Origin of the sequence: Nocardioides sp. (genome assembly GCF_050699375.1) — a bacterium.
Classification (GTDB): domain Bacteria; phylum Actinomycetota; class Actinomycetes; order Propionibacteriales; family Nocardioidaceae; genus Nocardioides.
Window position 1 is genome coordinate 1 of record NZ_JBOHDN010000046.1, and the last position, 22477, is coordinate 22477.

Sequence of the window (22477 nt, forward strand, 5' to 3'; positions counted from 1 at the left end):
AGCGGCCGACCAGGCCGGTCTCGTAGGCAAGGACGACGAGCTGGACGCGGTCGCGAGACGCGGTCTTGGCCAGCAGCCGGCCGACGTGGGTCTTCACGGTGGCCTCGGCTACCACGAAGGCCTCGGCGATCTCGGTGTTCGACAGGCCGCGGCCGACCAGTGTGAGCACCTCTCGCTCGCGCTCGGTCAGCCCGGCCAGCCGCTGCGCGGTGGCCGGTGCGGGGGTCGTGGGCGCGCTGGCGGCGAAATGCTCCAGGAGTCGTCGCGTCGTGGTCGGTGCGACCACCGAGTCACCGGCGTGCACCGTGCGGATCGCGCCGAGCAGGTCCTCTGGGCGGGCGTCCTTGAGCAGGAAGGCGGCGGCGCCCGAACGGATCGCGGCGAAGGCGTACTCATCGAGGTCGAAGGTCGTCAGCACGATCACTCGCGGCGCGCCCTCGCGGCCGGCGATGAGACCGGTGGCCTCGACGCCGTCCATGCGCGGCATGCGTACGTCCATCAGGACCACGTCGACCTCCGTCCGGCGCAGCGCGGCGACGGCCTCCTGGCCGTCACCGGCCTCGCCGACGACACGCAGGTCGGGCTGGGAGTCGATGAGCATCCGGAAGCCGGCCCGCACCAGCTCCTGGTCGTCGACGAGCAGGACACGGATCGTCATACGGCCAGTCATATGGGGAGTCTTGCGTAGACGCGGAACCCGCCGCCGGTCGCCGGGCCGGTCTCGAGCACTCCGTCGTGGGCGGCGATGCGCTCCCCCATCCCGACCAGGCCCAGCCCGGGCCGGTCGGAGTCCTCGGCAACAGCGGCGGCGCCGCGACCGTCATCGGTCACCTCGATCTCGAGACCGTCCGCGCCGGCGTTCACCCGGACCTTCGCCGAGACGCCGGGCCCGGCGTGCTTGCGTACGTTGCTGAGCGCCTCCTGCACGACCCGGTAGGCGGTCAGCGCGATGCCCTCGGGCACCGTGAGCCCGGGCTCGGGAAGACTGGCCGACAGTGACATCCCACCGGCGCGGGTCTCCTCGACCAGCGTCGCGATGTCGCCCAGCCGGGGCTGCGGGCGGGTCATCGCGTCCCCGTCGCGCAGCAGCCCGAGCAGCTGCCGCATCTCGGCCAGCGCCTCACGCGCGGTCTGCCCGACGGTCTCCAGCGCCTGGGGCGCGAGCGAAGGGTCCTGCTCGGCGGCATAGCGCGCGCCGTCGGCCTGCACCACGATCACGCTGAGCCCGTGCGCGACGACGTCGTGCATCTCGCGCGCGATCCGCGCTCGCTCCTGGGTCGCGCCGAGCTCGGCCCGCTGCTCGGCTTCCCGGCGCAGCTGCTCGTTGCGCTCGACCAAGGAGTCGACGTACGCCGCCCGGGTGCGCGCCAGCGCTCCCAGCGCCCACGCCGCGACGGGGAAGGTGGCGATCGAGATGCCGATCACGACGTACGACTTCACGTCCATCGTGCCGTTGCTGACGTCATCGTCTACGGCGGACATCCAGTCCCACGCGGCCAGACCCGCGGCCAGGAGACCGACCGCGACGGCCGCGTAGCCCCACCGCGCCCGGGCGTAGCGCGCCACGGAGTAGACGGCGATCGGGAAGGCCACCTGCGCGGCCAGCGGGGAGTCCAGGAGCAGCACCTGCAGCGCAGAGGATGCGGAGATGACCACGAAGACCGGCACCGGCCAACGCCGCCGCCACAGCAACGGGAACGTCTGCGTGAACGCGAGCAGGCCACCCACCGGCCAGTGCGAAGCCAGGTCGACGAGCACCGGCAACATCAGGAAGAGCACGAGGATTCGGTCGAACCACCACTCGCCCCGCGAGCTCAGCCGCCACGGGCTGCGTACGAACTCCTCCACGGGCTCACCGTAGAGGAGCCGGGCACGCCACGGCGTCAACCCGGGGACGGATGTGATCATCAGACCCCGGGCGGACTAGGATGCACAGGCTGGCGATGGATATTCGAAGATGGTGCTCGGGAGGGCTCGTGGAGGCAGTGCGGTACGTCGCGATCGGTGACTCGTTCACGGAGGGCGTCGGCGACGAGACCCCCGACGGGCACGTACGCGGCTGGGCCGACCTGGTCGCCCAGGGCTGGGCAGCATCGGGGACACCGGTGGAGTATGCCAACCTGGCCATCCGTGGCCGGCTGATCGGCCCGATCATCGAGGAGCAGCTCCCCGCCGCGCTGGCGCTGAAGCCCACCCACCTCTCCTTCAACGGCGGCGGCAACGACATGCTCCGCCCGAGAGCGGACGCCAACGTGATCGCCGACCACCTCACGCCGGTGCTCGAGGCGTGCGCTGCCAACGGGATCAGGCTGGTCCTGCTCTCCGGCGCCAACCCGTCCGCCCGCCTGCCGCTCGGCAGGATCTTCCAGCGCCGTGGCGACGAGCTCTGCGACCTGGTCGAGAAGCGCGTCGCTGATCGCGACGACGTCGTCAGGGCCTACAACTGGCCCGACATCACGCTCACCGACGGCCGGTTCTGGTCCGAGGATCGCCTGCACATGAACGCTCGCGGCCACCATCGCGTCGCCGCCCGCGTCCTGGACTCGCTGGGTATCGAGGTCCCCGAGGGCTGGTGGGACCTCGACTTCGCCGGGGCCGAGGGCAAGAAGGGCATGGCCTACTACCGCGAGTTCGTCGGCCCGTGGATCCACCGCCGTCTCACCGGCCGCTCCTCCGGCGACGGCCGCACCGCCAAGTTCCCCACCTGGACCCCGATCACCGGCTGAGCTCTGCCGTCAGAGTCGTCGCACCCGGAGCACGCAGGTCATCATCGGAAGGGTGAACTCGCCCTCCGACGTCTCCGGCCTGGTGGCGAGGTAGCGTCGGATCCGGGTGAGGATGGTCTCCCGTTCCTCCTCCGCCATGACCAGCATCCCCGCGCGGGTGCCGAGCGTCGCGACGAGAGAGTCGGCGGTCCGGAGCTGCCCGTGCGGGAAACCGGACTGCTCCGGGGAGCCGAAGCGCACGGGCGCGTCCGACGTCAGCAGATGCAGGTTCGCAGTCTCCGTACGCCAGCTCGCTGGGGTGTCACGCGGCCCGATCGCCGCGGGTCCACTTGTCTGAGCCAGGCCGGCGACCCAGTCGACGCCGTCGTCGACGGTGTTCCACAGACCGGCGAGCACCCCGCCCGGTGCCAGCACCCTGGCGATCTCGGGCCCGGCGACCGCCATGTCGAACCAGTGCATGGCGTTGCCGGCGAGGACCGCGTCGACGGACGCGTCCGGGAGCGGGATCGCCTCCGCGCTGCCCGACAGCGCCGTGACCTCAGGCAGGGTCGTGTTCAGCTCCTCCAGCATCGCCTGGTCGGGCTCGACGGCCGTGACGTCCGCGTCCATCGCCGCCAGGGTCGCGGTGAGCTTCCCGGTGCCGGCGCCGAGATCGAGCACCCGCGGACCGGGCGCGGGCTCGAGCGCCCACCGGATCGCGTCGTGCGCGTAGTCGGGACGATGCGCGGCGTACGCGTTCGCCGCCGCGCCGAAGGATGACGCGTGCCGGTTCCGAGCGTCTGAGTCCATGCGGGCAACACTCCGGTACGTCGCCTCGGCTGACAACTCGATTCTCGCGAGTGACGCCACGGACGACGTGGGTGACGCCTCGGCTTCAGGACCAGTGGCGGCGGATGACGGCGGTGACGTCGAAGGGGTCGGCGCCGCGTTGGGCGGCGAGGACGCCGGCACCTTCGGGCGAGGCGGTGTAGAGGAGGCTGGAGCCGCCGACCCAGTGCTCCCAGGCGGTGCGGAACACCTTCGCGTCGGCGGCGCGACGGCCGAGGGATGAGGGGACCGCGTGCCATGCCTCGCGCTCCGCGGTGTGGCCGCCGGAGATGCCCAGCCGCAGCCGCTCCAGCGGCGACAGGTCACCGAGGACCGGGCGCGAGATCAGATAGCGAGGGGCGGCGATCGGCGACAGCGCCTCCTCGAGCGAGGCCGCGAAGAGCGCCGACTCCTCCTCGGGAACGCCGGTCAGATGGAGCCGGTAGCTGCCGTCGGAGTCGACCGCGATCTCCAGTCCGTCGGCGCCGACGGTGGTCTGGCCGATCGCGTTCAGCGCGTCCGCGACCGCCGCACCGACCGCGCCCACCGTCGGCCGCCGGCGGAGCTGGGAGGCGATGCGGGTGCCGTCACGATAGGCGTACGCGGCCCACAGCGCCCACAGCCCGCCGGCCACGCCGCCGAGCAGCGGCGTGGCACCACTGCCGGCGCCGAGGGCCACGGCGAGGCCGATGCTCACCAGCACCGCGGCTGCGAGCGCGCCCTTCGCGGGCAGCCGCCACTCCGGCACCCGACCCTCCAGCAGCCGGAAACCCGGAGGCCGAGGAGCGAGCACGGCGCCCGCCGGCGTACGCAGCACTCCGGCCCGGCGCAGCCGCACCCTGACGGTGCGGCCGGCGACGTCGGCGTACGCCTCTCCGATCCGCCACCGCTCCCGGATCGCCGTGCGGTCCTCGGACCGGGCGACCATCCGGGCGTTGACCGTCTCGAAGTCGGACTCCGGCGGGGCTGCGTACGGGGAGAAGGACTCGTCGATGTGGCCGACGCCGTCGACGACGGAGCCGTCCTCGTCGGCACCGAAGAAGCCGGTGTGCTTGCGCACCAGGCGCTTCCAGTCGTTGTCGCCGCGCGGGTGCTCCTCCTCGACGCAGACGACGGTCCAGTTGACCGCGACCTTGTCGGGGCGCTCCGGATCGGTACGCAGCGAGCGCCCGCGCAGCTGCACGACCGCCGTCGAGGTGGTGGCCGCGGTGAGGTCCACGATCCCGGTGACCGACCGGGCGTCCCAGCCCTCCCCCAGCAGCCCGCGGGTGCCGACCAGGACCCGGCACCCGCCCGCCTCGAAGAACCGGGTCACGTGCCCCACCCACTGCCGGCTCCCCCAGCGCCCGACGAGCCTGGCGTACGCCTCCCCAGGCTCGACCGCGAGACCAGCGGCCAGCGCGGGGTCGGACTCGGCGATGTGCGCGACCAGCGCCGAGAGGGTCGCGGCGGGTCCGGCCACGGTGGCGCCGGTGACGAGAAGGACATCGTCGGTGTGCGCGCACAGAGTCGTCAGCACCGCCCGCGCGGAGCCGGCCTGCTCGGCGATCACACCGCGCAGATCGACCGGCAGGGTGGCCGAGGCCCGCTCGTGGTCGGTGACGACCAACAGCCGCAGCGAGTCGCCGTGCGCCAGGCGCTCGTGGGCCACGATGGCCGCGGTCGCCGTCGTCTTCGCCTCCGAGCGCGCCAGCACCCGGTCGACGGGTGAGCGTCCGGGTCGGATGCCGCGCCGGGTCAGCGAGTAGCCGACCGCCGGCAGCGCCTGCTTGATCGCGGCCAGCGCCTCCTGGTCGGCTTCCGCCTCGGAGGCGGCCAGATGTCCGCGCACCCAGTCACCGATCAGCGCCACCCAGTCCTCGGCCGAGGGGTCGCGACGGTGCGCCTCGGTCAGGGTCGCCCCCTCGGGCAGAGCGAGCAGCCCGCGATGGTGCGCGCGCAGGGCAGCGGTGGCCAGGTCCGGTGACGCCTTCGCGAGCTCTCCCCACGTCGGCGCCCCGTCCGATCGCGCCACGAACCTCCGGTCCAGCCAGGTCAGGAACGGCACCGTGCCCAGGTCCGCGGAGGTCAGCGCGGTGAGCAGCTCCTCGAACCGCTCCGCGCTCCCCCGCAGCCACTCCCGCTCGCTCGGCGTCGGCGCGGTCAGCCAGACCAGGTCCGCGAACGGCGCCAGATCGCCCTCGCGCACCACCGCCGGGATCGAGGTCGAGAAGACGATCTCGCCGAACAGCGTCCCGACCAGCGCGGACTCCTCCTTGGTCAGCGCCTCCGGAGGGGTCGCGGTCAGCCCCAGCACCCGCGCGTCCGGCAACAGCTGCAGGATCTCACCCAGCAGCTCGCCCCAGACCTCGAGCAGGTGATGGCACTCGTCCAGCACGAGCAGCAGCGGCCCGGCCGTACGCAGCGCCGAGACCAGCGCCCGGCCGTTGTCGTGCAGCCTGGCCAGGTGGCTCTCCCCGGTCTCGGCCTCGTCGTCGGGATCATCGTCGGGATCGTCGTCGGGATCGCCGAAGACCGCGACCGACTGGTAGGTCAGCGACGTCAGGTCCGCGTCAAGGTCTCTCGACAAGGATCCGTCGAGACCCAAGGCGGCCGCCTGCCGAAGCCACTGCCCCTGGATCGCCGTGTTGGGGCTGAGTACGACGACCTTCGCTCCGTCGTCGATCGCCTCCTGTGCCGTCTCCAGCCCGACCAGCGTCTTCCCCACACCCGGAGGCAGCACGACCCACGCCCGCGAATGCCCGGCATCCCACGCCGTCCCCAGAGCGGTGAGCGCGCGCTGCTGATGGACTCTGAGCCTCACCCGGCGCTGACTAACGCTCGACCCGAGCGATCGAGCCCTGGGCGGCAGCGACCAGAGCCTCGGAGCCGTCGGCAGCGACGGTGAAGATCTCGGACCGGGTCAGAGCGGTGCGGCTGGTGTGGTCGACCACCTCGGCGTACGCCCTGAGGTGATCGCCGTTCGAGGTTCGCAGGAAGTCGATGGAGAAGCCGCGGGTGAGGACGTGGGGTCCGAGGATGGTGCCGGCGGCGAAGGCGAGCGAGTTGTCGGCGGCATAGGAGAGGACGCCTCCGTGGACAGTGCCGAACTGTTGCAGCAGGTCGGCGCGGAGCGGGATGCGCAACGTCGCGTACCCGTAGCCGACCTCGCCGACCTCGACGCCGATCAGCCGGCTGAACGGCTGGTTCGCCAGGATCTCCTCGGCCTCCGAGGCCGTCACCGCAGGTGTCTCCGCCATGGCTGCAACCTACCGGCACGGGCCCCAGACTTCAGGCCGCAGGAGCGAAGGCCGCCTCCGACTCGGGGTTGCGCGCGACGGAGCGCCGCGCGAAGGCGAATGCGACCGCGCCGAGGGTGGAGGTGACCACCATGGTGATGGCCAGCGGCACCGCCGTGTGCTCACCGGCGACCGCGCCGAGCGGCGAGGCGAGCCCGCCACCGAGGAACATGATCCCGCCCATCAGCGCAGACCCGGCACCGACCGAGGGACGGGCCTGCTCGATGGCCAGGGCTCCGGTGTTGCCCATGATGAACCCGACGCAGGTCGTCGCGATGAGAATCGGCAGCAGGATGAGCCCCTTCGGCACCGGCGCGAGCGCGACGACGAGGGCGAGTACGGCCGCCCCCGCCAGCACCGGCTGCGCCGAGCGGATGATCCGGGCCGGGTGCACCTCTCGCTTGGCGAGCCGTGCCGAGACGAGCCCGGCGACGGTCAGGAAGGCGGCGTTGATCGCGAACCCGACGCCGTACACCGCCGCCGACGTCCCGATCACCGACTGGTAGAGGAAGGAGGAGGACGAGACGTACGTCATCAGGGTGGCGAAGGTGAGCGACTGCGTCAGGGTGTAGCCGAGGAACGACGGCTTGGCGAGCAGACGCCCGAGATCTGCGTACTCGACCCGGCTGGTCCGCCGCTCGACCGGGAGGGTCTCGCGGATCACCAGCACCACGCAGACGACCTGCACGACGGCGATCGCGGCCACGATCCCCAGCACGCCGCGCCACGGTACGAGGCCGGCGATGGCGCCGCCGATCACCGGGGCCAGGATCGGCGCGATCCCACTGATCGACATCATGATCGACATCGCCCGAGCGGCAGCGTAACCGTGGAGCACATCGGCCACGATCGCCCGCGCCATCACGATCCCCGCCGCGGCGGCGAGCGCGTGGACGAACCGCGCCGCGATCAGCAGCTCGACGCTGGGCGCCAGCGCCGCCAGCACGCCGGCCAGCGCGGAGACGACCGACCCGATCAGCAGCGGCTTGAGCCGCCCGAACCGGTCGGAGATCGGCCCCCAGGCGATCTGACCGAGCGCGAGGCCGATCAGGAAGGCGGTGAGAGTCAGCTGTACGTTGCTCGCCGCCGCTCCGAGATCCGAGCCGATCTGCGGGAAGGAGGGCAGGTAGAAGTCGATCGCGAGCGGCGCGGACGCCGAGAGCAGGGCGAGGGCGAGCAAGAGCCGCGGCGGGACTGACGTCACCGAGGAGACCTCCGGAAGAGTTTGGTTGAAGTCGACAACCAACCTCAACCGGGCAACCCCGCCGGGCATTCCCTCACCAGAGCGTGATCGACCTCTCGAAGATCCCGGTCAGGTCCTCCGCCGACGGCTCCTTGGGCGCGGTGGCGAGGAGCCGCTGCTGCTTGAGCGCGCCGTCGACGAGATCGGGGATGTCGGCGGACGTGTAGCCGACCTCGCCGAGGCCCGCGGGGATGCCGATGTCGCGCATCAGCTCGGCGAGCACCCGGGGCAGCAGGTCGCGCTCGGCTCCCGTCTCCTCGACGCCCGGGGCCAGCAGACGAGCCGCGTGCAGGTGGCGCTCGGGCGCGGCGTCGAAGGTGTAGCGGAACGCCTCCGGGGCGGTCAGCGAGACCGCCATCCCGTGCGGCACCAGCGCCTCCTCACCCGGGTAGTCGACAGGGTGGAAGTCCCGAACCCGCCCGGCGATCGGGTAGGCGCAGGCGTGCGGGATGTGCACCCCGGCGTTGCCGAACCCCAGACCGGCGAAGGTCGCCGCGAACGCCACGTCGCCGCGAGCGAGGGTGTCGTCCCCGTGCGCCACCGCCTGCCGGAACGAGCCGGCCAGCAGCGAGAGCGCCTTCTCCGACCACATGTCCGAGATCGGGTTGGCGCCGCAGTAGGGCACCCGCTGCGCGGGCTGCTTGCGGTCATAGGAGGTGTAGGGCCGCGCCGTGTAGCTCTCCAGCGCGTGACACAGGATGTCCATCCCCGACGCCGCGGTGACACCGGCCGGCTGGGTCATCATCAGGTCCGGGTCGACGACGGCCAGCGTCGGGCGCAGGCGGGCGTGCGAGATCCCGGTCTTGACCTTCAGCGAGAGCACGTCGAGCACGCACACGGTCGTCGACTCCGCCCCGGTCCCGGTGGTGGTCGGCACCGCGACGAGCGGCAGCAGCGGGTTGGCCGGCGCGAGTCCGCGACCCACCGGCGCGTTGAGGTAGTCCATCAGGTCGCCGTCGTTGGTGGTCAGCAGGTTGACCGCCTTCGCGGTGTCGATGCTCGACCCGCCTCCGACCGCGACGACGGCGTCGAACGGCCCGTTCTCGCGAGCGAACTCGACCGCGGCCCGCATGCTCTCGTCGGTCGGCTCGACATGGGCGCCGTCGAAGACGACGGCAGCGACGTCGTACGTCCTCATCTGCTCGGCCACGCGCTGCGGAAGTCCCGTCGCGGAGATGCCGGGATCGGTCACCACCAGCGCGCGCCGGGCCCCCAGGCCCGCGAGGTCGTAGCCGATCTCGGCGGATGCCCCGGTGCCGAACTTGAGCTGCGGGGACCCGTAGGTGAACACGGTCTCGGGTGTGGCATGCGTCATAGGTCGCACGATATCGGCCGGGCCCCGACGGGCTTCACCGTGCGGGCCGCCCAAGAACGGTCAGGCGATCGTGAAGGTGACCTTCCGGGCGGCGACGTCGGCCGACTCCAGGCGTACCTCGATCTCCTCGCCCAGCGGCAGTGCGGACGGACCGGTGACCTTGGCCTCGATGGCGGGCTCCTCGACGGTGATCGAACCCTGCCGGTCGTCCTTCTCCTCGACCTCGACGACCACCGCCGCGAAGGTCTCGCCGACCCGTGTCGAGAGCACCCCCGCCTCGAGGAGGTCGACGACCCCACGCTCGTACGCCCCGCTCGACCGCGCCGAGGCGCGCATGGTCTCCGGGAGGGTGGTGAACGCCGTCGTGACCCAGTCGGGGACCGGCTCGTCGGCACAGAGCGCCAGGCAGACCTCGCCCGCGTAGCGGTCGATGAGCCGGCGCAGCGGAGCGGTCACGTGCATGTATTCGTTGGCCAGCGCCGAGTGCTCGGTCAGCTCCGGCAGCTCGCCGTCGAAGGAGGCGTATCCGCTGCCCCGCAGCAGTCGGGTGCTGGCGACCGCCATCGCGGCGTGCTTGCCGTTCTTGCCGTCGAGCGAGCGGATGAAGTCGGGGTAGAGCATCTCGGCGGGCCAGTCGAGCCCGAGCGCGCGAGCGGTGCGGTGCAGCCGCTGGACGTCTCGGGGATCGGGTTCGGGGAGGGTCCTGAGGAGTCCGACGCGGGCGTAGACCATCAGGTCTGCCGCCGCGAAGCCGGTGAGCAGGGAGATCTGGGCGTTCCAGTCCTCGACGGGCAGCATGTCGCGGAACTCCAGCGACCACTGGTCGCCCTCGACCGAGATCTCCTGATCCCGCAGCGGCAGGCTCACCCCGCCGCGGGCCGCCTCGAGAGCGATCCGCTTCTCGCCGATCTCCTGGAGCAGCTGGAGCGACTCGGCGTACTCGCCCTCGAAGCCGCCGCCGTCGAACATCGCCTGCACGCCGTCGTAGGAGAGCTTCGCCCGTGACCTCACCAGGGCGCGCTCGACGAAGGTGTCGGTCCCCTCGCCGGTCGCGTCGAGCTTGTGTGTCCACAGCAGCGCGGGGCGTACCTGGTCCGGGAGCAGCGAGGCGGCATCCTCGGAGAGCGCCTTGGGGTGGAGCGGGATCTTCGCGTCGGCGGCGTAGAGGGTCTCGCCGCGTTTGTTGGCCTCGAGGTCGACCGGGTCGCCGGCGGTGACGAACGCGGCGACGTCGGCGATCGCGTAGTGCACCACGTACCCGTCGCCCTCACGGGCCAGGTGGAGCGCCTGGTCCAGGTCCATGGAGGTCTCGGGGTCGATGGTGACGAAGGGCAGGTCGGTGCGGTCCAGGTCGGGCAGCCTCGGGTTGGCCGCGGCGGCCGCGGCCGCCTCCTCCACCTCGGGAGGGAACTCCGCGGTCACCCCCAGCTCGGCCTGGAGCGCGGCGATCCCGTCTCGAAGAGTGCTGGCGGCGACACCGTCGTCGGCGCGAGCCACTCGGATAACGCGTGCAGAACCCATGGCCAGAACTGTAATGGCTACTTCTTCTTCGAAGCCTTGTATGCCTTGTGCAATGACGCGGCTTCCTTGCCGAACGCCTTCGGGTTGCCCTTGAAGGCGCCGAACTGGCCGGAGAGGTCCTTCTTGGACCCGTTGTGCGACTTCGCCGCCCTGTTGATCCTGGCCAGCGCCCTGCGCTGGGACGCGGTCAGCGACCGCTTCGCCTTGACGTGCTCCGCCCGCGCCTTGGACTTCTTCGCCAGGTCCTGGATCATCCAGAAGACCCCGACGATGATGATCACGGCGAAGACGCCGGCGAGGTTCGGCTGGGACGTGGACTCGGCGGCCAGAACGATCACGGCTGGGCCTCTCGGTGGGGGTGCGCGGCGATCCCGAGAATCTATCCCCGCGCGTTGCCCCAGGTCACGGGCGCTTTGAAAGATACCCAATCCTCGATTCGGCCATCCCCTTCCCGGGCGGCACCATTGTCACCGTGCTGATCCTGCTGCCGCCCTCGGAGGGCAAGACCGCGGCCGTACGCGGCAACCCGCTCGCGCTCGAAGACCTCCGCCTGCCGGTGCTCAACCCCGCCCGCGCCAAGGTCATCGACGCGCTGGTCGAGCTGTGCGTGAGCCGGCCCGAGGACGCCGTCGACCTCCTCGGCATCCCGAAGACCCAGCCCGAACTGGTCGCGTTGAACGCCCGGCTGCTCGAGTCACCGGCCTCGCGGGCCGACCGGGTCTACACCGGGGTGCTCTATGACGCCCTCTCCCCCGCGACCCTGTCGCCGGCCGCCAAGCGCCGCGCGACCAGTCGGGTCATGGTCACCAGCTCCGTCTTCGGGCTGGTCGGCCTGGGCGATCGCATCCCGGCGTACCGTCTCTCGGGCGACACCAGCCTCCCCGGCGTCGGCGGCATCCAGGCCCACTGGCGCGAGCACCTCGGGGCGGGGATCACCGAAGCGCTCGGCGGCGGGTTGCTGGTGGACCTCCGGTCCGGGACGTACGCAGCCTTCTGGCGCCCCGACGCCGAAGGGACGAGCACAGTAGTTGCGCGCACCGCCACCGTCCGTGTCCTCCACGAGCACAACGGTCAGCGCAAGGTCGTCAGCCACTTCAACAAGGCCACCAAGGGCCGCCTCGTCCGCGCCCTCCTCGAGTCCGGCGCCAACCCCCGCACCCCCGCCAAGCTCGCCGAAGCCCTCCGCGACCTGGGCTGGCACGTCGAAGAGACGAAGAGCGGCACCCAGAGCCCAACCCAGCTAGACGTAGTAGTCAGCGACCTCTAACCCACCCCATGCCGAGTCGGCGCGTCTGCCCCAGATTTTCCTGCCGAGTCGGCGCGTCTGTCCCACTCAGAAGGACCGAGTCGGCGCAAATGTCCCAAGACCATGGGACAGACGCGCCGACTCGGCATCAGATCCTGGGACAGACGCGCCGACTCGACGCCAGATCCTGGGACAGACGCGCCGACTCGGCGTCAGAAGGTTCCGGCGGCGAAGGGGTCGCGGGCTACGGGGAGGGCGTTGAAGAGGCGCAGGGAGGCGCGGCCGTCGGAGAAGAAGGAGACGACGGTGACCGAGGCCGGGGAGAGCTCCATGTTGAAGACTCCGCCGATCGGGGCGCCCAGGGCGTGAGCGACGATCAGCTTGATCGGCGATACGTGTGAGGTGACCACGACGGTCTGACCGGCGTGGGTCTCGAGTACGCGGGAGAGCCCGGCGAGCACACGGGACTGAGCGGAGTCGAAGGACTCGCCGCCCGGCGGCGCGACCTCGGTCGCCCCCATCCAGCCCTTCATCTCCTCGGGGAACCGTTGGGCCACCTCACCGAAGGTGAGCCCCTCCCACTCCCCGAACTCGATCTCCGCGAAGGCGGGCTCCTCGACGAGACGGGCGCCGAGGGTGCCGGCGACGAGCTCACCGGTCTCGACGGTACGCAGGACCGGCGAGGCCACGACGGTGGACACCGAGGACGCGAGCGGCTTGAGCCACTCGGCGGTCAGCAGTACCTGCTCGCGTCCCTCCTGGGTCAGCGGCGGGTTGTCGCCGCCGAGCCCGCCGGAGAACGCCTTGGCGGCAGTGTGCTTGGTGACCCCGTGCCGGACCAGCACCAAGGTCGTCGTCGCGGCTTCACCACCCCAACCACGCGAGGTCTTCGGGCTCACAGCCCCGACTCGGCGGTGCGGACCAGGATGCGGGAGCACTCCTCGCAGCGTACGACCTCGTCGGCGGCGAGCCCGCGGATGCGGGAGATCTCGGCAGGGTCGAGCTGGAGGTTGCAGCCGCCGCAACGGCGGGCGCGCAGCTCGGCCGCGCCGACCCCGAGCTTGTCGCTCAGCCGGGTGTAGACCGAAAGCAGGTCGTCGGGGATGCCCTCGAGCGCCGGCACCCGCTCTGCCGCAAGAGAGGCGAGCTCCGAGTCGAGCTTGGCGGTCTCTACGTCGCGGGACTCGAGCGCGACGCCGAGCTTCTCGTCGATCTCGGCGATCTCGGTCTCGAGCCGGGTCACGGTGGTCTGGGCGGCCTCGAGCTGCTCCATGACCTCGAGCTCCTCGTCCTCGAGCACCGAGATCCGGCGGTCCAGGGTGACCAGCTCGTGCTGCATGCGCTCGAGGTCCTTGGCGCTGCTGATCGCGCCGGAGTCCATCCGCTCCTGGTCGCGCCGGCGGCGGGTCTTGACCGACTCGACGTCGGCGTCGGCCTTCTTCTGCACCCGCTCGAGGTCGTCGCGGACGACCCGGGCGTCGCGTACGGCATCGTCGGCACGCTTCTTCGCGGCCTGCAGCTCCTCCACGACGGCGGTCTGCGGAAGGTGTCCTCGGCGGTGGCGCAGCTGGAGCGCGCGCGAGTCCAGCTCCTGGACGTCGAGCAGCTTCACCTGGGCGAACGGGTCGGCTTTCAGCGGATTCTCCTCAGTTGTTCACGAGCACTCACAGGCGCAGGGTCCACGGATCGGTGACGATCTCGGAGACGCGGACCTCCACCGTATCTCCCACAGCGTCGTTCAGTCGCCTCGCCAGCACAGGCAGCCAGGTCCACTCCGCCGCCCAGTGCGGGATGTCGATCAACGCACCGCCATTCTCGAGAAACTCGGAGGCCGGATGGTGCCGCAGATCGCTGGTCACATAGACGTCGTACGCAGCCACCTGGTCGAGCAGGAAGTCACCCGCCCCGCCGCACAGCGCCACCGAGGACACCGGCCGGTCGAGGTCTCCCGCGACCCGGATCCCGGCAGCGGTGCCGGGCAGCGCTGCCGCCACGGACTCGGCAAAGGCCCCCAGCGTCGTGGCCGGCACCGTGCCTGCCCGGCCGGTGCCGACCTCGGGAGACTCCCCCGGCACCAGCGGGTGCGGCGAGCTCAGCCCGAGCGCCAGGGCCAGCGACTCCGAGACCCCGCCGAGCGCCTGGTCCGCGTTGGTGTGGGCGGTCAGCAGCGCGCATCCGGCCGCGACCAGCGTCGAGAGCGTCCGACCCTTGGGGCTCGTGGCGGCGAACCCGTGCACACCCTTGAGGAACAGCGGATGATGGACGACGACCAGGTCCGCGCCCCACGCGGCCGCCTCGTCGGCGACCGGTTGCGTCGGGTCGACGGCGAGGAGGATCTTCGAGACCGGCTGCGCGGGATCGCCCCACACCAGCCCGACGGCGTCCCAGTCGTCGGCGGTAGCGGGCGGATACCAGTCGTCCAGCAGCGAAGTCAGAGCAGACAGGGTGGGCATGGGACAACCCTAGATCCCTCGACGAGAGCCGCTTCCAGTGGAACCATGGAGAACGAAATCGGGATCGTAACCATCGATTTACAACCGATTCCGTACTTTCTTCGTCATCTTGTGGTGGAATGCAGCGCTAAGAACGATCGACTGGAGCATCGATGACCACGACAGCGATCCCGGACCATCCCGCCGGCTCCGTGACCATCAGCGGCCTGACCAAGACCTATGGTCAGGCTACGGCCGTCGACGGCCTGGATCTCGAGATCCGGGCAGGAGAGTTCATCTCGCTGCTGGGCCCATCGGGATGCGGCAAGACGACGACGCTGCGGATGATCGCCGGGTTCGAGACGCCCGACTCCGGCAGCATCACGATCGGCGGCAAGGACGTGGTCAGGCTCGCGCCCTACCAGCGCGACGTGAACACGGTCTTCCAGGCGTACGCGCTGTTTCCGCACAAGTCCGTCGCCGAGAACGTCGCCTACGGCCTGCAGCAGCGCCGGACCCCGCGGGCCGAGGTGCGCGAGCGGGTCGTCGAGGCGCTGAGGATGGTGCGGATGCTCGACTTCGCCGACCGCGCACCGGCCCAGCTCTCCGGCGGCCAGCAGCAGCGGGCGGCCCTCGCCCGGGCCCTGGTCAACCGCCCGGCCGTCCTCCTTCTCGACGAGCCCCTAGGAGCCCTGGACCGCCAGCTGCGCGAGGAGATGCAGCTCGAGCTCAAGCTGCTCCAGTCCCGCCTCGGGATCACCTTCGTCTTCGTCACCCACGACCAGCACGAGGCCCTCGCGATGAGCGACCGGATCGCGATCATGCGCTCCGGCAGGATCGAGCAGCTCGCCGACGCCGACACCGTCTACAACCAGCCGGCCAGCGCGTACGTCGCCGCCTTCGTCGGCCAGCAGAACTTCCTGCACGGCCAGGTCAGCGCCGACGGCACCACCCTCGAGACCCCGATCGCGGTGGTCGAGGGACCCGCGAAGCCCGACGCGAAGCCCGGTGATCCCCATCAGGCCGCCGTACGCCCCGAGCTGATCTCGATCGAGCCCACGAACCTCCGGCCCACCCCGGCCGAGGGCCGCAACACGATCGCCGGCGAGGTCATCCAGGTCTCCCCGCTCGGCGAGGTGATCCAGTATCTCGTCAAGGTGAGCGACGAGCACAGCCTCCTGATCCGCCGCCCGGCCCACGGCGCCGCCCGGCTCTCCCCCGGTGACCAGGTCCGCTGTGACTGGGCCGCCGAGGACGTACGTCTCTTTCCTCCTGATCCGACCACCGCTAGGAGACCGCAGTGAGCAAGCCTGTCAACAAGAATGGCAACGTACGCATCCTGGCCAGCCACGCCGGCGCGCGAGCGATCCGCCGGGAGCTCTCGCGGCGGCACTTCCTGAGCCTGGCGGCGCTGGCCGGTGCCGGTGCCGCGCTGAGTGCCTGCGGTGCGGGCGAGTCGGGCAGCGCCGCGGTCGAGCCCGGCGCCGGCGCGACCGGCGGTGCGGTGGAGAAGGCACTCTCGATCTACACCTGGGGTGACTATGACGCACCGGAGGTGATCGAGGCGTTCGGCAAGACCGGGCCGAAGGTCACCCTCGACGCGTACGGCTCCAACGAGGAGCTGATCTCGAAGCTGGTCGCGGCCAAGGGCACCAGCGGCTACGACATCATCGTGCCGACCGGGGTCTACATCCCGCAGCTGATCGAGAACGAGATCATCGTCCCGTTCAACAAGGACCTGATCCCCAACCTGGACAAGGTCGACCCCCAGTTCCTCGGCCAGGACTGGGACCCGGAGAACGAGTACTCGGTGTGCAAGTGCTGGGGCACGACCGGGTTCGTCTACGACACCACCGTGATCAAGCGCGACCTGAAGACGTGGGACGACTTCATCGACGCGATGCAGAACGAGGCCTCGGGCAAGACCTCCCTGCTCGATGACCCGCAGGGTGTCGCCGGCATCTACTTCTGGGCCAACGACATCGACTGGAACACCGAGAAGATGGCCGACTACGACGCCTTCGAGGCCGAGGCCGTCGAGAACTGGGCGCCGCACATCTCCGGCTTCGACTCCTATCCCGGCACCGGCGCGATGCAGCAGAACACCTTCGCGCTGATGCAGAACTGGAACGGCGACGCCCGTCTCGGCATCCTCGAGCACAAGCAACCCGACCGGTGGAAGTGGGTGCTGGCGGGTCCGACGACCGAGCTGTGGATGGACAATTGGTGCATCCCGGCCGGCGCTCCGCACCCCGAGGCCGCCCACGCGTTCCTCGACTACGTCCTCGAGCCGGAGAACTCGTTCCTGGAGATGGACTACATCGGCTACAACACCGGCGCGCTCGACATCAAGGAGCTGGCCACCGAGCGCAAGGTCGAGCTGCCCGAGATGATCTTCTTCACCGACGAGCAGCTCGCCACGATGAGGAACGGCGCCGTCAACGAGGCCCAGGACCGGCGTACGGAGGTCTACGACAAGCTGAAGGCCGCGGCAAGTGCTTGATCAGGCACCCTCCAGGAGGCCGATGGCCAGGCGGACGGCCAGGCATCTCCCGGGGTTCGTCCTCGCCGTCCCGGCGTGGCTGTGGCTGACGGTCTTCTTCGTCGTGCCGTTCCTCCAGGTCGCCTGGTTCAGCCTCGGCGAGAAGCCCGGGATGTTCGGCACGCACAGCAACGCGGTGATGTCGCTGGATCGCTATGCCGAGGCGTTCAGCCCGACGTTCTTCTCGATCTTCCGCGCGACGTTGTGGATGAGCGTGCTGGGGACGGTCGCCTGCCTGCTGATCGCGTTGCCCGCCGCGTACTTCATGGCTTCCAAGGTCCCCGCGCACCGTCGCGGCCTGCTGATCGCGCTGGTGATGGTCCCCTACTGGACCTCGTTCCTGATCCGGACGATCGGCTGGAAGGTGATCCTGTCCTCGGAGGGCGCGTTCGCCGGGTTCCTGGCCGACATCGGCGCGGTCGCCGACCCGCACGCCCTGCTCAACACCCGTGGCGCAGTGCTGCTGGGCCTGATCTACAACTATCTGCCGTTGATGATCCTGCCGCTGTACGTCGCCTTCGACCGTGTCGACAACGCGCTCGGGGAGGCGTCGAAGGACCTCGGAGCCGGGCGGGTGCGGACCTTCTTCCAGGTCACCCTGCCGTTGGCGAGACCCGGCATCCTCGCCGGCGTCATCCTGGTCTTCATCCCGATGATGGGTGACTACGTCACCCCCGCCGTGCTCGGCGGGGCGAAGGGCACCATGGTCGGCTCGCTGATCGCCAGCCAGTTCCTGACCGCGCAGAACTGGGCGCTGGGCTCGGCGATGGCGGTCGTGCTCATCCTCCTCACGATGGTCGTCGTCGTGCTCGCCCTCACGCTGCTGTGGGCCGTGGGACGGCTTGTCGGCCGACGCAACAGGCTGGTGATCTCGTGAAGCGGGCCTCGGGGACGAACCTCGCGCTCGGCGTGTGGACCACGCTGGTCTTCCTCTTCCTGTTCGGACCGATCATCGTGATCGGGATCTACTCCTTCAACGGCGGCCGCCTGCTCGCCACCTGGGACGGCTTCAGCGTGGAGCCGTTCACGGCGATCCTCGAGCGGCCGGCCGTACGTCACGCCGTCGCCGTCTCCTTGCAGACCGCGGTGGTCGCCGCACTCCTGGCGAGCACGCTCGGCACCCTGGCCGGGATGGCGATGGCCCGTTTCCCGGGCCGTTGGACGGGACCGTTCACGCTGCTGTTGCTGCTGGTCTCGGTGACTCCGGAGATCGTCGACGGGATCGCGCTGCTCCCCTGGTTCGTGACGCTCGGGCAGGACTGGGCCCTGCTGCCGTTCGACAACGGCTACGTACGCCTGGTCATCGGTCATTCGCTGTTCGCGACCGCGGTCGTCACCTATATCGTCCGGGCGCGTCTGGTCGGCCTGGACGCGTCGTTGGAGGAGGCGTCGGCGGATCTCTATGCCCGCCCGGTGGCGACGTTCTTCAAGGTCACGCTCCCGTTGGTCGGCCCGGCGGTGCTGGCCGGCGGGCTGCTGGCCTTCACGCTGAGCCTCGACAACACCGTGATCTCCTCGTTCATCAACGTGTCCGGTACGACCTCGTGGCCGGTCTACGTGCTCTCCGCGGTCCGGTCCGGGCTGAAGCCCGAGATCGCCGCCGTCTCCACGATCCTGCTGGTCCTCACCCTGCTCGTGCTGGGGTTGGTGGCGCTGGTGCTTCGGCGCTCGGGCTCCTCGGTCACCGACACGATCGCCGCCAACTGATGGACGCCACCCGACCGGCCGACCTGTTGTTGCGCGGGGGTCGGGTCCTGCGCGGTGATGCGTGGGAGGACGTAACCGTCGCGGTACGGGACGGGCGTGTGGCTGCCATCGGCGAGGACCTCGGTGGTCTGGCCGGTCCCGGCTCGACGGTCGAGGACCTCGACGGTCGGTGGGTCCTGCCCGCCTTCCACGACTCCCACGTGCACCCGATCCAGGCCGGGCTGGAGATGAACCAGTGCGACCTGACCGGCCTGTCGACTCTCGAGGGCTACCTCGACGCCATCGGCTCCTATGCCGCCGCGCACCCGGACCGAGCCTGGGTCACCGGCGGCGGCTGGTCGATGGACTCCTTTCCCGGCGGAGTGCCGAGCGCCGCGCCCCTCGACCGGCTCTGTCCAGACCGGCCGGTCTTCCTGCCCAACCGCGACCACCACTCCGCCTGGGTGAACAGCCGCGCGCTCGAGATCGCGGGCATCTCCGCATCGACTCCCGATCCGGCCGACGGGCGCATCGAGCGTGACGCCGCCGGTCGGCCCACCGGTGCACTGCACGAGGGTGCGATGGCGCTGGTCGGGTCGATGGTGCCCGCTCCGTCCTCGAGCGACCTGACCGAAGCGCTGCTCGCCGCGCAGCGGCACCTGCACTCCGTCGGCATCGTGGGCTGGCAGGACGCCCTGGTCGGCGTCGGCCTCGGCATGCCGGACACGCTCGAGACCTACATCGCCGCGCGGGAGTCCGGCGTGCTCACCGCGAAGGTCGTCCTCGCTCAGTGGTGGGACCGCGACCGCGGCCTGGAGCAGCTTCCCGAGCTCATCGAGCGCCGGGCCCTGGCGGCTCGGGCGGGGTTGGACGCGGCCAGCGTCAAGCTGATGCAGGACGGTGTCTGCGAGACCCACACGGCCGCGATGCTCACGCCCTATCTCGACTCTCGCGGGCGTTCCACCGACAACCGCGGCCTCTCCTTCATCCCCGCCGAGGCTCTGGCTACGTACGTCACGGGGCTGGACGCCAACGGCTTCCAGGCCCACATCCACGCACTGGGCGACCGTGCGGTGAGAGACAGCCTGGACGCGATCGAGCGGGCGCGGGCAGTCAACGGAGACAGCGGCCTGCGCCACCACCTGGCCCACGTCCAGGTCGTCGACAGGTCCGACGTCTCCCGGTTCGTCGCTCTCGACGTCATCGCCAACATCCAGCCGCTGTGGGCATGCCTGGACGAGACGATGGACGTGCTGACCCTGCCGTTCCTGGCACCGGCCGCGCGGAGCCAGCAGTATGTGTTCGGGTCGCTGCTGCGTACCGGAGCCCGGATCGCCTGCGGCAGCGACTGGCCGGTCTCCGACCCCGCCCCGCTGCTCGGCATGCATGTCGCGGTCAACCGGCGCTCTCCGGATCAGCCCGCAGACGCGGCCCCGTTGCTGCCCCAGGAGGCGCTGTCTATCACCGAGGCACTGACCGGCTACACCACGGGAACCGCATATCTGAACCGCCTGGATACCTCCACCGGCCGGATCGAGGCGGGGTACGCAGCCGACCTGGTCGTGGTCGACAACGACATCCTCAGCGGCGACCCGAGCTCCCTCGCGCAGACCCGGGTGACCCACACGTACGCGGACGGTCGTGAGGTCTATCGACACTGAGCGCGTGCAAGACTCCTTGCCATGATCATCTTCGGGATCAAGACCTACACGCGTCTGCTGGCCACGCTCACCCTGGTCTGTCCCAACTGCAAGCAGCAGGCTGCCCACCGGCTGTTCGAGATCGTCCGTAAGTTCACCCTCTTCTTCATCCCCCTCTTCCCCGTCGGCAAGTCACGCCGTATGGACTGCACCTACTGCGGCTACGCCTCGAAGGTGTCCAAGGACCAGGCCGAACAGCTCCAGTCCGCCCCGCGGCCGTCCGTAGGCTGACTCACCTCAGGTGGTCGAGCCTGTCGAGACCACCCATGTGTCGCGACCGACCGGACAGACCTCGTCACCTCCGGTGGTCGAGCCTGTCGAGACCACCCATGTGTCGCGACCGACCGGACAGACCTCGCCGCGTCCGGTGGTCGAGCCTGTCGAGACCATCCTCTGTGCTGCGGTCGGCTAAGCGGCTTTGGGTGCGTGCCCGGGTGGCGTAGGGCGGGTGGCGTAGGGCGGGTGGGGCCGAGTGCCTGACCGGGTTGGGAGATTGAGGACCAGGGTGTCTGGCTGGGGTTGCCATTCACCTGTCTTGCGGACTTCCAGCCCGGTTCTGGATTGCGTCGGGATACCTGTCCCTGTCCGAGTTTTCCAGACGTACGCCGCCAGGCGATGTTGTGCGTTGGTCAGGCCGCGTCGCTGCGACCGACGTCTGTCTCCGTATCGTCCTCGGTGTCTGGAGTGATGTCGACGGTGCCGTCCGGGCCGGTCAGGAACTTGTATCCGTGTGGAGAGCGCCATCGATAGCGCCCCGGCGCGACGCGTTCGTAGGTCCAGCCGAGGTGTGTCTTCGCGCGATGATGTCTCCGGCACAGGCAGGTCAGGTTCGAGGTGGTGGTCTTCCCGCCCTTGTCGAACGGGATCCGGTGGTCGATGTCGCAGTTCTCGGCTTTGACGTTGCAGCCGGGGAAAGCGCAGGTCTGGTCGATCAGCTCGACCTGTGTTCTGAGCTGCCGGGTCGGGGTGTAGGCGGTGGTGGTGATCTCCTCGTTGAGGTCGATCACCACGACGGGTTTGATGATCACGCCGGGCAGTGAGGCCCATCGGTCGAGCTGTTCGATGGTGGCCAGGCCACGGGTGTTGCCGATCCGGACCAGACCGGTGGTGGCCAGGTCGGGGATGTCGGTGTGGATCTTCAGGTCGATGACCCGTCCGGTCCCGGGGAGTGCACCGGTCGCGACGATCTCTGCTGCCGCGGTCTCAGCGGCCGCTCTGGTGGTCACGTCGTCAGCGCCGCTTGATGTCCTGGCGGTTCGGGCGGGTGTGGTTCCGAGGGCGTTGGTGTTGTAGGCACGCCCGAGGATCCCGAGAGCGGCGGCGCGGCGGGCGTCGAGGGAACATCCAGCGGTGGCGTCGTGGTCGAGGAGGCTGTGGGCGATGGAGGAGACAGCAGTCTCGAGGTCGAGGGCGTCGCCCACATCCAGAGTGGCGGTGATCTCGGCGGTCGCGGCGGCGGCTTGTCCTTGTTCGGCACCGATGGGGGTCAGGAACAGGGCTGGGTCGGTGTCGATGCGGCAGCGTCGGTAGTCGACGGCGTCCTCGGCGATCGCAGCGGTCAGGTCGGGCTCGAACAGGGCCGCGGCTTCCTTCGCGGTCCGTTCCAGCTGGGTGGGACCGATCTTGTGGGCATGGGCAGCGACCTGGTCATCGACCCAGATCGCGACCTCAGGATCCAGATCATGCGTGACGTCAGCGACCCGGCGGGCCCGCCATCCAGTCAGGGTGCCGTCGAGGACCCGGGCCCAGGTGGCCGGGAGTCGCCAGGCCAGCTCGACCGCGTCAGCGAGATATTTCCGGCCGGTGTAGGTCGAGTAGCCGAGCACGGCGGCGAACTCGATCACCGCGGCCTCGGAGATCATCGGCGCACCCGCCCCGGTCAGTGCCACCGCCCGGTCGCCGTAGGTGTCGACCTCCAACACCGCCGCCTCCCCGACGGTCTCGACGACGTTCACGGCTGCGTACTTCGCCGCAGTGATCA

Annotated in this window: 21 protein-coding genes; 8 read left to right on the top strand and 13 right to left on the bottom strand. The window is 70.2% G+C overall.

Features of this window, described 5'->3' with window-relative positions:
* Positions 1-658 (bottom strand): response regulator transcription factor (locus ACRDPS_RS02545; RefSeq protein ID WP_431500047.1); only part of this gene is annotated, 658 nt, incomplete at its 3' end.
* Between the two features lie 8 nt (positions 659-666).
* The gene (locus tag ACRDPS_RS02550) at positions 667-1908 is read right to left on the bottom strand and encodes a sensor histidine kinase (RefSeq protein WP_431500048.1); all 1242 of its coding nucleotides are present in this window, start codon (positions 1906-1908) and stop codon (positions 667-669) included.
* Between the two features lie 68 nt (positions 1909-1976).
* On the opposite strand from ACRDPS_RS02550, the gene ACRDPS_RS02555 reads away from it, so the two are divergent.
* Positions 1977-2726: an SGNH/GDSL hydrolase family protein gene (locus ACRDPS_RS02555; protein WP_431500049.1), complete on the top strand. Its 750-nt coding sequence runs from the start codon at positions 1977-1979 to the stop codon at positions 2724-2726.
* A gap of 9 nt (positions 2727-2735) precedes the next feature.
* Here ACRDPS_RS02555 and ACRDPS_RS02560 read toward each other — a convergent pair whose 3' ends face one another.
* From ACRDPS_RS02560 to ACRDPS_RS02590, 7 genes are all read right to left on the bottom strand, one after another.
* Positions 2736-3515, bottom strand: a complete 780-nt coding sequence (locus ACRDPS_RS02560; protein ID WP_431500050.1) for a class I SAM-dependent methyltransferase — start codon at positions 3513-3515, stop codon at positions 2736-2738.
* Between the two features lie 85 nt (positions 3516-3600).
* The gene (locus ACRDPS_RS02565; RefSeq protein WP_431500051.1) at positions 3601-6336 is read right to left on the bottom strand and encodes a DEAD/DEAH box helicase family protein; all 2736 of its coding nucleotides are present in this window, start codon (positions 6334-6336) and stop codon (positions 3601-3603) included.
* 10 nt (positions 6337-6346) lie between these two features.
* Positions 6347-6772, bottom strand: a complete 426-nt coding sequence (locus ACRDPS_RS02570; RefSeq protein ID WP_431500052.1) for a PaaI family thioesterase — start codon at positions 6770-6772, stop codon at positions 6347-6349.
* A gap of 31 nt (positions 6773-6803) precedes the next feature.
* Entirely contained in the window at positions 6804-8015 is a 1212-nt protein-coding gene (locus ACRDPS_RS02575) for a multidrug effflux MFS transporter (protein WP_431500053.1), read from the bottom strand.
* A gap of 73 nt (positions 8016-8088) precedes the next feature.
* Positions 8089-9369: a hydroxyacid-oxoacid transhydrogenase gene (locus ACRDPS_RS02580; RefSeq protein WP_431500054.1), complete on the bottom strand. Its 1281-nt coding sequence runs from the start codon at positions 9367-9369 to the stop codon at positions 8089-8091.
* Positions 9370-9429: 60 nt separating this feature from the next.
* Positions 9430-10890, bottom strand: a complete 1461-nt coding sequence (locus ACRDPS_RS02585; protein ID WP_431500055.1) for an RNB domain-containing ribonuclease — start codon at positions 10888-10890, stop codon at positions 9430-9432.
* Positions 10891-10907: 17 nt separating this feature from the next.
* Entirely contained in the window at positions 10908-11228 is a 321-nt protein-coding gene (locus ACRDPS_RS02590; protein ID WP_431500056.1) for a hypothetical protein, read from the bottom strand.
* Positions 11229-11362: 134 nt separating this feature from the next.
* On the opposite strand from ACRDPS_RS02590, the gene yaaA reads away from it, so the two are divergent.
* Complete coding sequence (gene yaaA, locus ACRDPS_RS02595; RefSeq protein ID WP_431500057.1) at positions 11363-12157, top strand: peroxide stress protein YaaA; 795 nt, start codon at positions 11363-11365, stop codon at positions 12155-12157.
* A gap of 191 nt (positions 12158-12348) precedes the next feature.
* Here yaaA and ACRDPS_RS02600 read toward each other — a convergent pair whose 3' ends face one another.
* The 3 genes from ACRDPS_RS02600 to ACRDPS_RS02610 are packed head-to-tail and all read right to left on the bottom strand — an operon-like array spanning position 12349 to position 14589.
* A complete protein-coding gene (locus ACRDPS_RS02600; protein ID WP_431500058.1) occupies positions 12349-13035 on the bottom strand; it encodes a histidine phosphatase family protein in 687 nt (228 codons plus the stop codon).
* Positions 13032-13748 (bottom strand): zinc ribbon domain-containing protein, encoded by a 717-nt coding sequence (locus ACRDPS_RS02605; protein ID WP_431500059.1) that lies wholly within the window; start codon positions 13746-13748, stop codon positions 13032-13034. The genes ACRDPS_RS02600 and ACRDPS_RS02605 overlap by 4 nt, the downstream gene beginning before the upstream one ends.
* 52 nt (positions 13749-13800) lie before the next feature.
* Entirely contained in the window at positions 13801-14589 is a 789-nt protein-coding gene (locus tag ACRDPS_RS02610) for a Nif3-like dinuclear metal center hexameric protein (protein ID WP_431500060.1), read from the bottom strand.
* Positions 14590-14741: 152 nt separating this feature from the next.
* On the opposite strand from ACRDPS_RS02610, the gene ACRDPS_RS02615 reads away from it, so the two are divergent.
* Genes ACRDPS_RS02615 through ACRDPS_RS02640 form a run of 6 tightly spaced genes read left to right on the top strand, consistent with a single transcriptional unit; the run spans position 14742 to position 20727 of the window.
* The gene (locus ACRDPS_RS02615; RefSeq protein WP_431500061.1) at positions 14742-15872 is read left to right on the top strand and encodes an ABC transporter ATP-binding protein; all 1131 of its coding nucleotides are present in this window, start codon (positions 14742-14744) and stop codon (positions 15870-15872) included.
* The gene (locus ACRDPS_RS02620) at positions 15869-17071 is read left to right on the top strand and encodes a polyamine ABC transporter substrate-binding protein (RefSeq protein ID WP_431500062.1); all 1203 of its coding nucleotides are present in this window, start codon (positions 15869-15871) and stop codon (positions 17069-17071) included. Before ACRDPS_RS02615 ends, ACRDPS_RS02620 begins: the two co-directional genes overlap by 4 nt.
* A 22-nt stretch (positions 17072-17093) precedes the next feature.
* On the top strand, positions 17094-17987 hold the full coding sequence (locus ACRDPS_RS02625; protein ID WP_431500063.1) for an ABC transporter permease: 894 nt from the start codon (positions 17094-17096) through the stop codon (positions 17985-17987).
* Positions 17984-18817: an ABC transporter permease gene (locus ACRDPS_RS02630; RefSeq protein ID WP_431500064.1), complete on the top strand. Its 834-nt coding sequence runs from the start codon at positions 17984-17986 to the stop codon at positions 18815-18817. The genes ACRDPS_RS02625 and ACRDPS_RS02630 overlap by 4 nt, the downstream gene beginning before the upstream one ends.
* Complete coding sequence (locus ACRDPS_RS02635; RefSeq protein ID WP_431500065.1) at positions 18817-20457, top strand: amidohydrolase; 1641 nt, start codon at positions 18817-18819, stop codon at positions 20455-20457. The genes ACRDPS_RS02630 and ACRDPS_RS02635 overlap by 1 nt, the downstream gene beginning before the upstream one ends.
* A 21-nt stretch (positions 20458-20478) precedes the next feature.
* On the top strand, positions 20479-20727 hold the full coding sequence (locus tag ACRDPS_RS02640) for a zinc-ribbon domain-containing protein (protein WP_431500066.1): 249 nt from the start codon (positions 20479-20481) through the stop codon (positions 20725-20727).
* A gap of 398 nt (positions 20728-21125) precedes the next feature.
* Here the strand turns inward: ACRDPS_RS02640 and ACRDPS_RS02645 are convergent.
* Positions 21126-22477: HNH endonuclease signature motif containing protein (locus ACRDPS_RS02645; protein ID WP_431500067.1), on the bottom strand; the 1352-nt coding region annotated here is incomplete at its 5' end.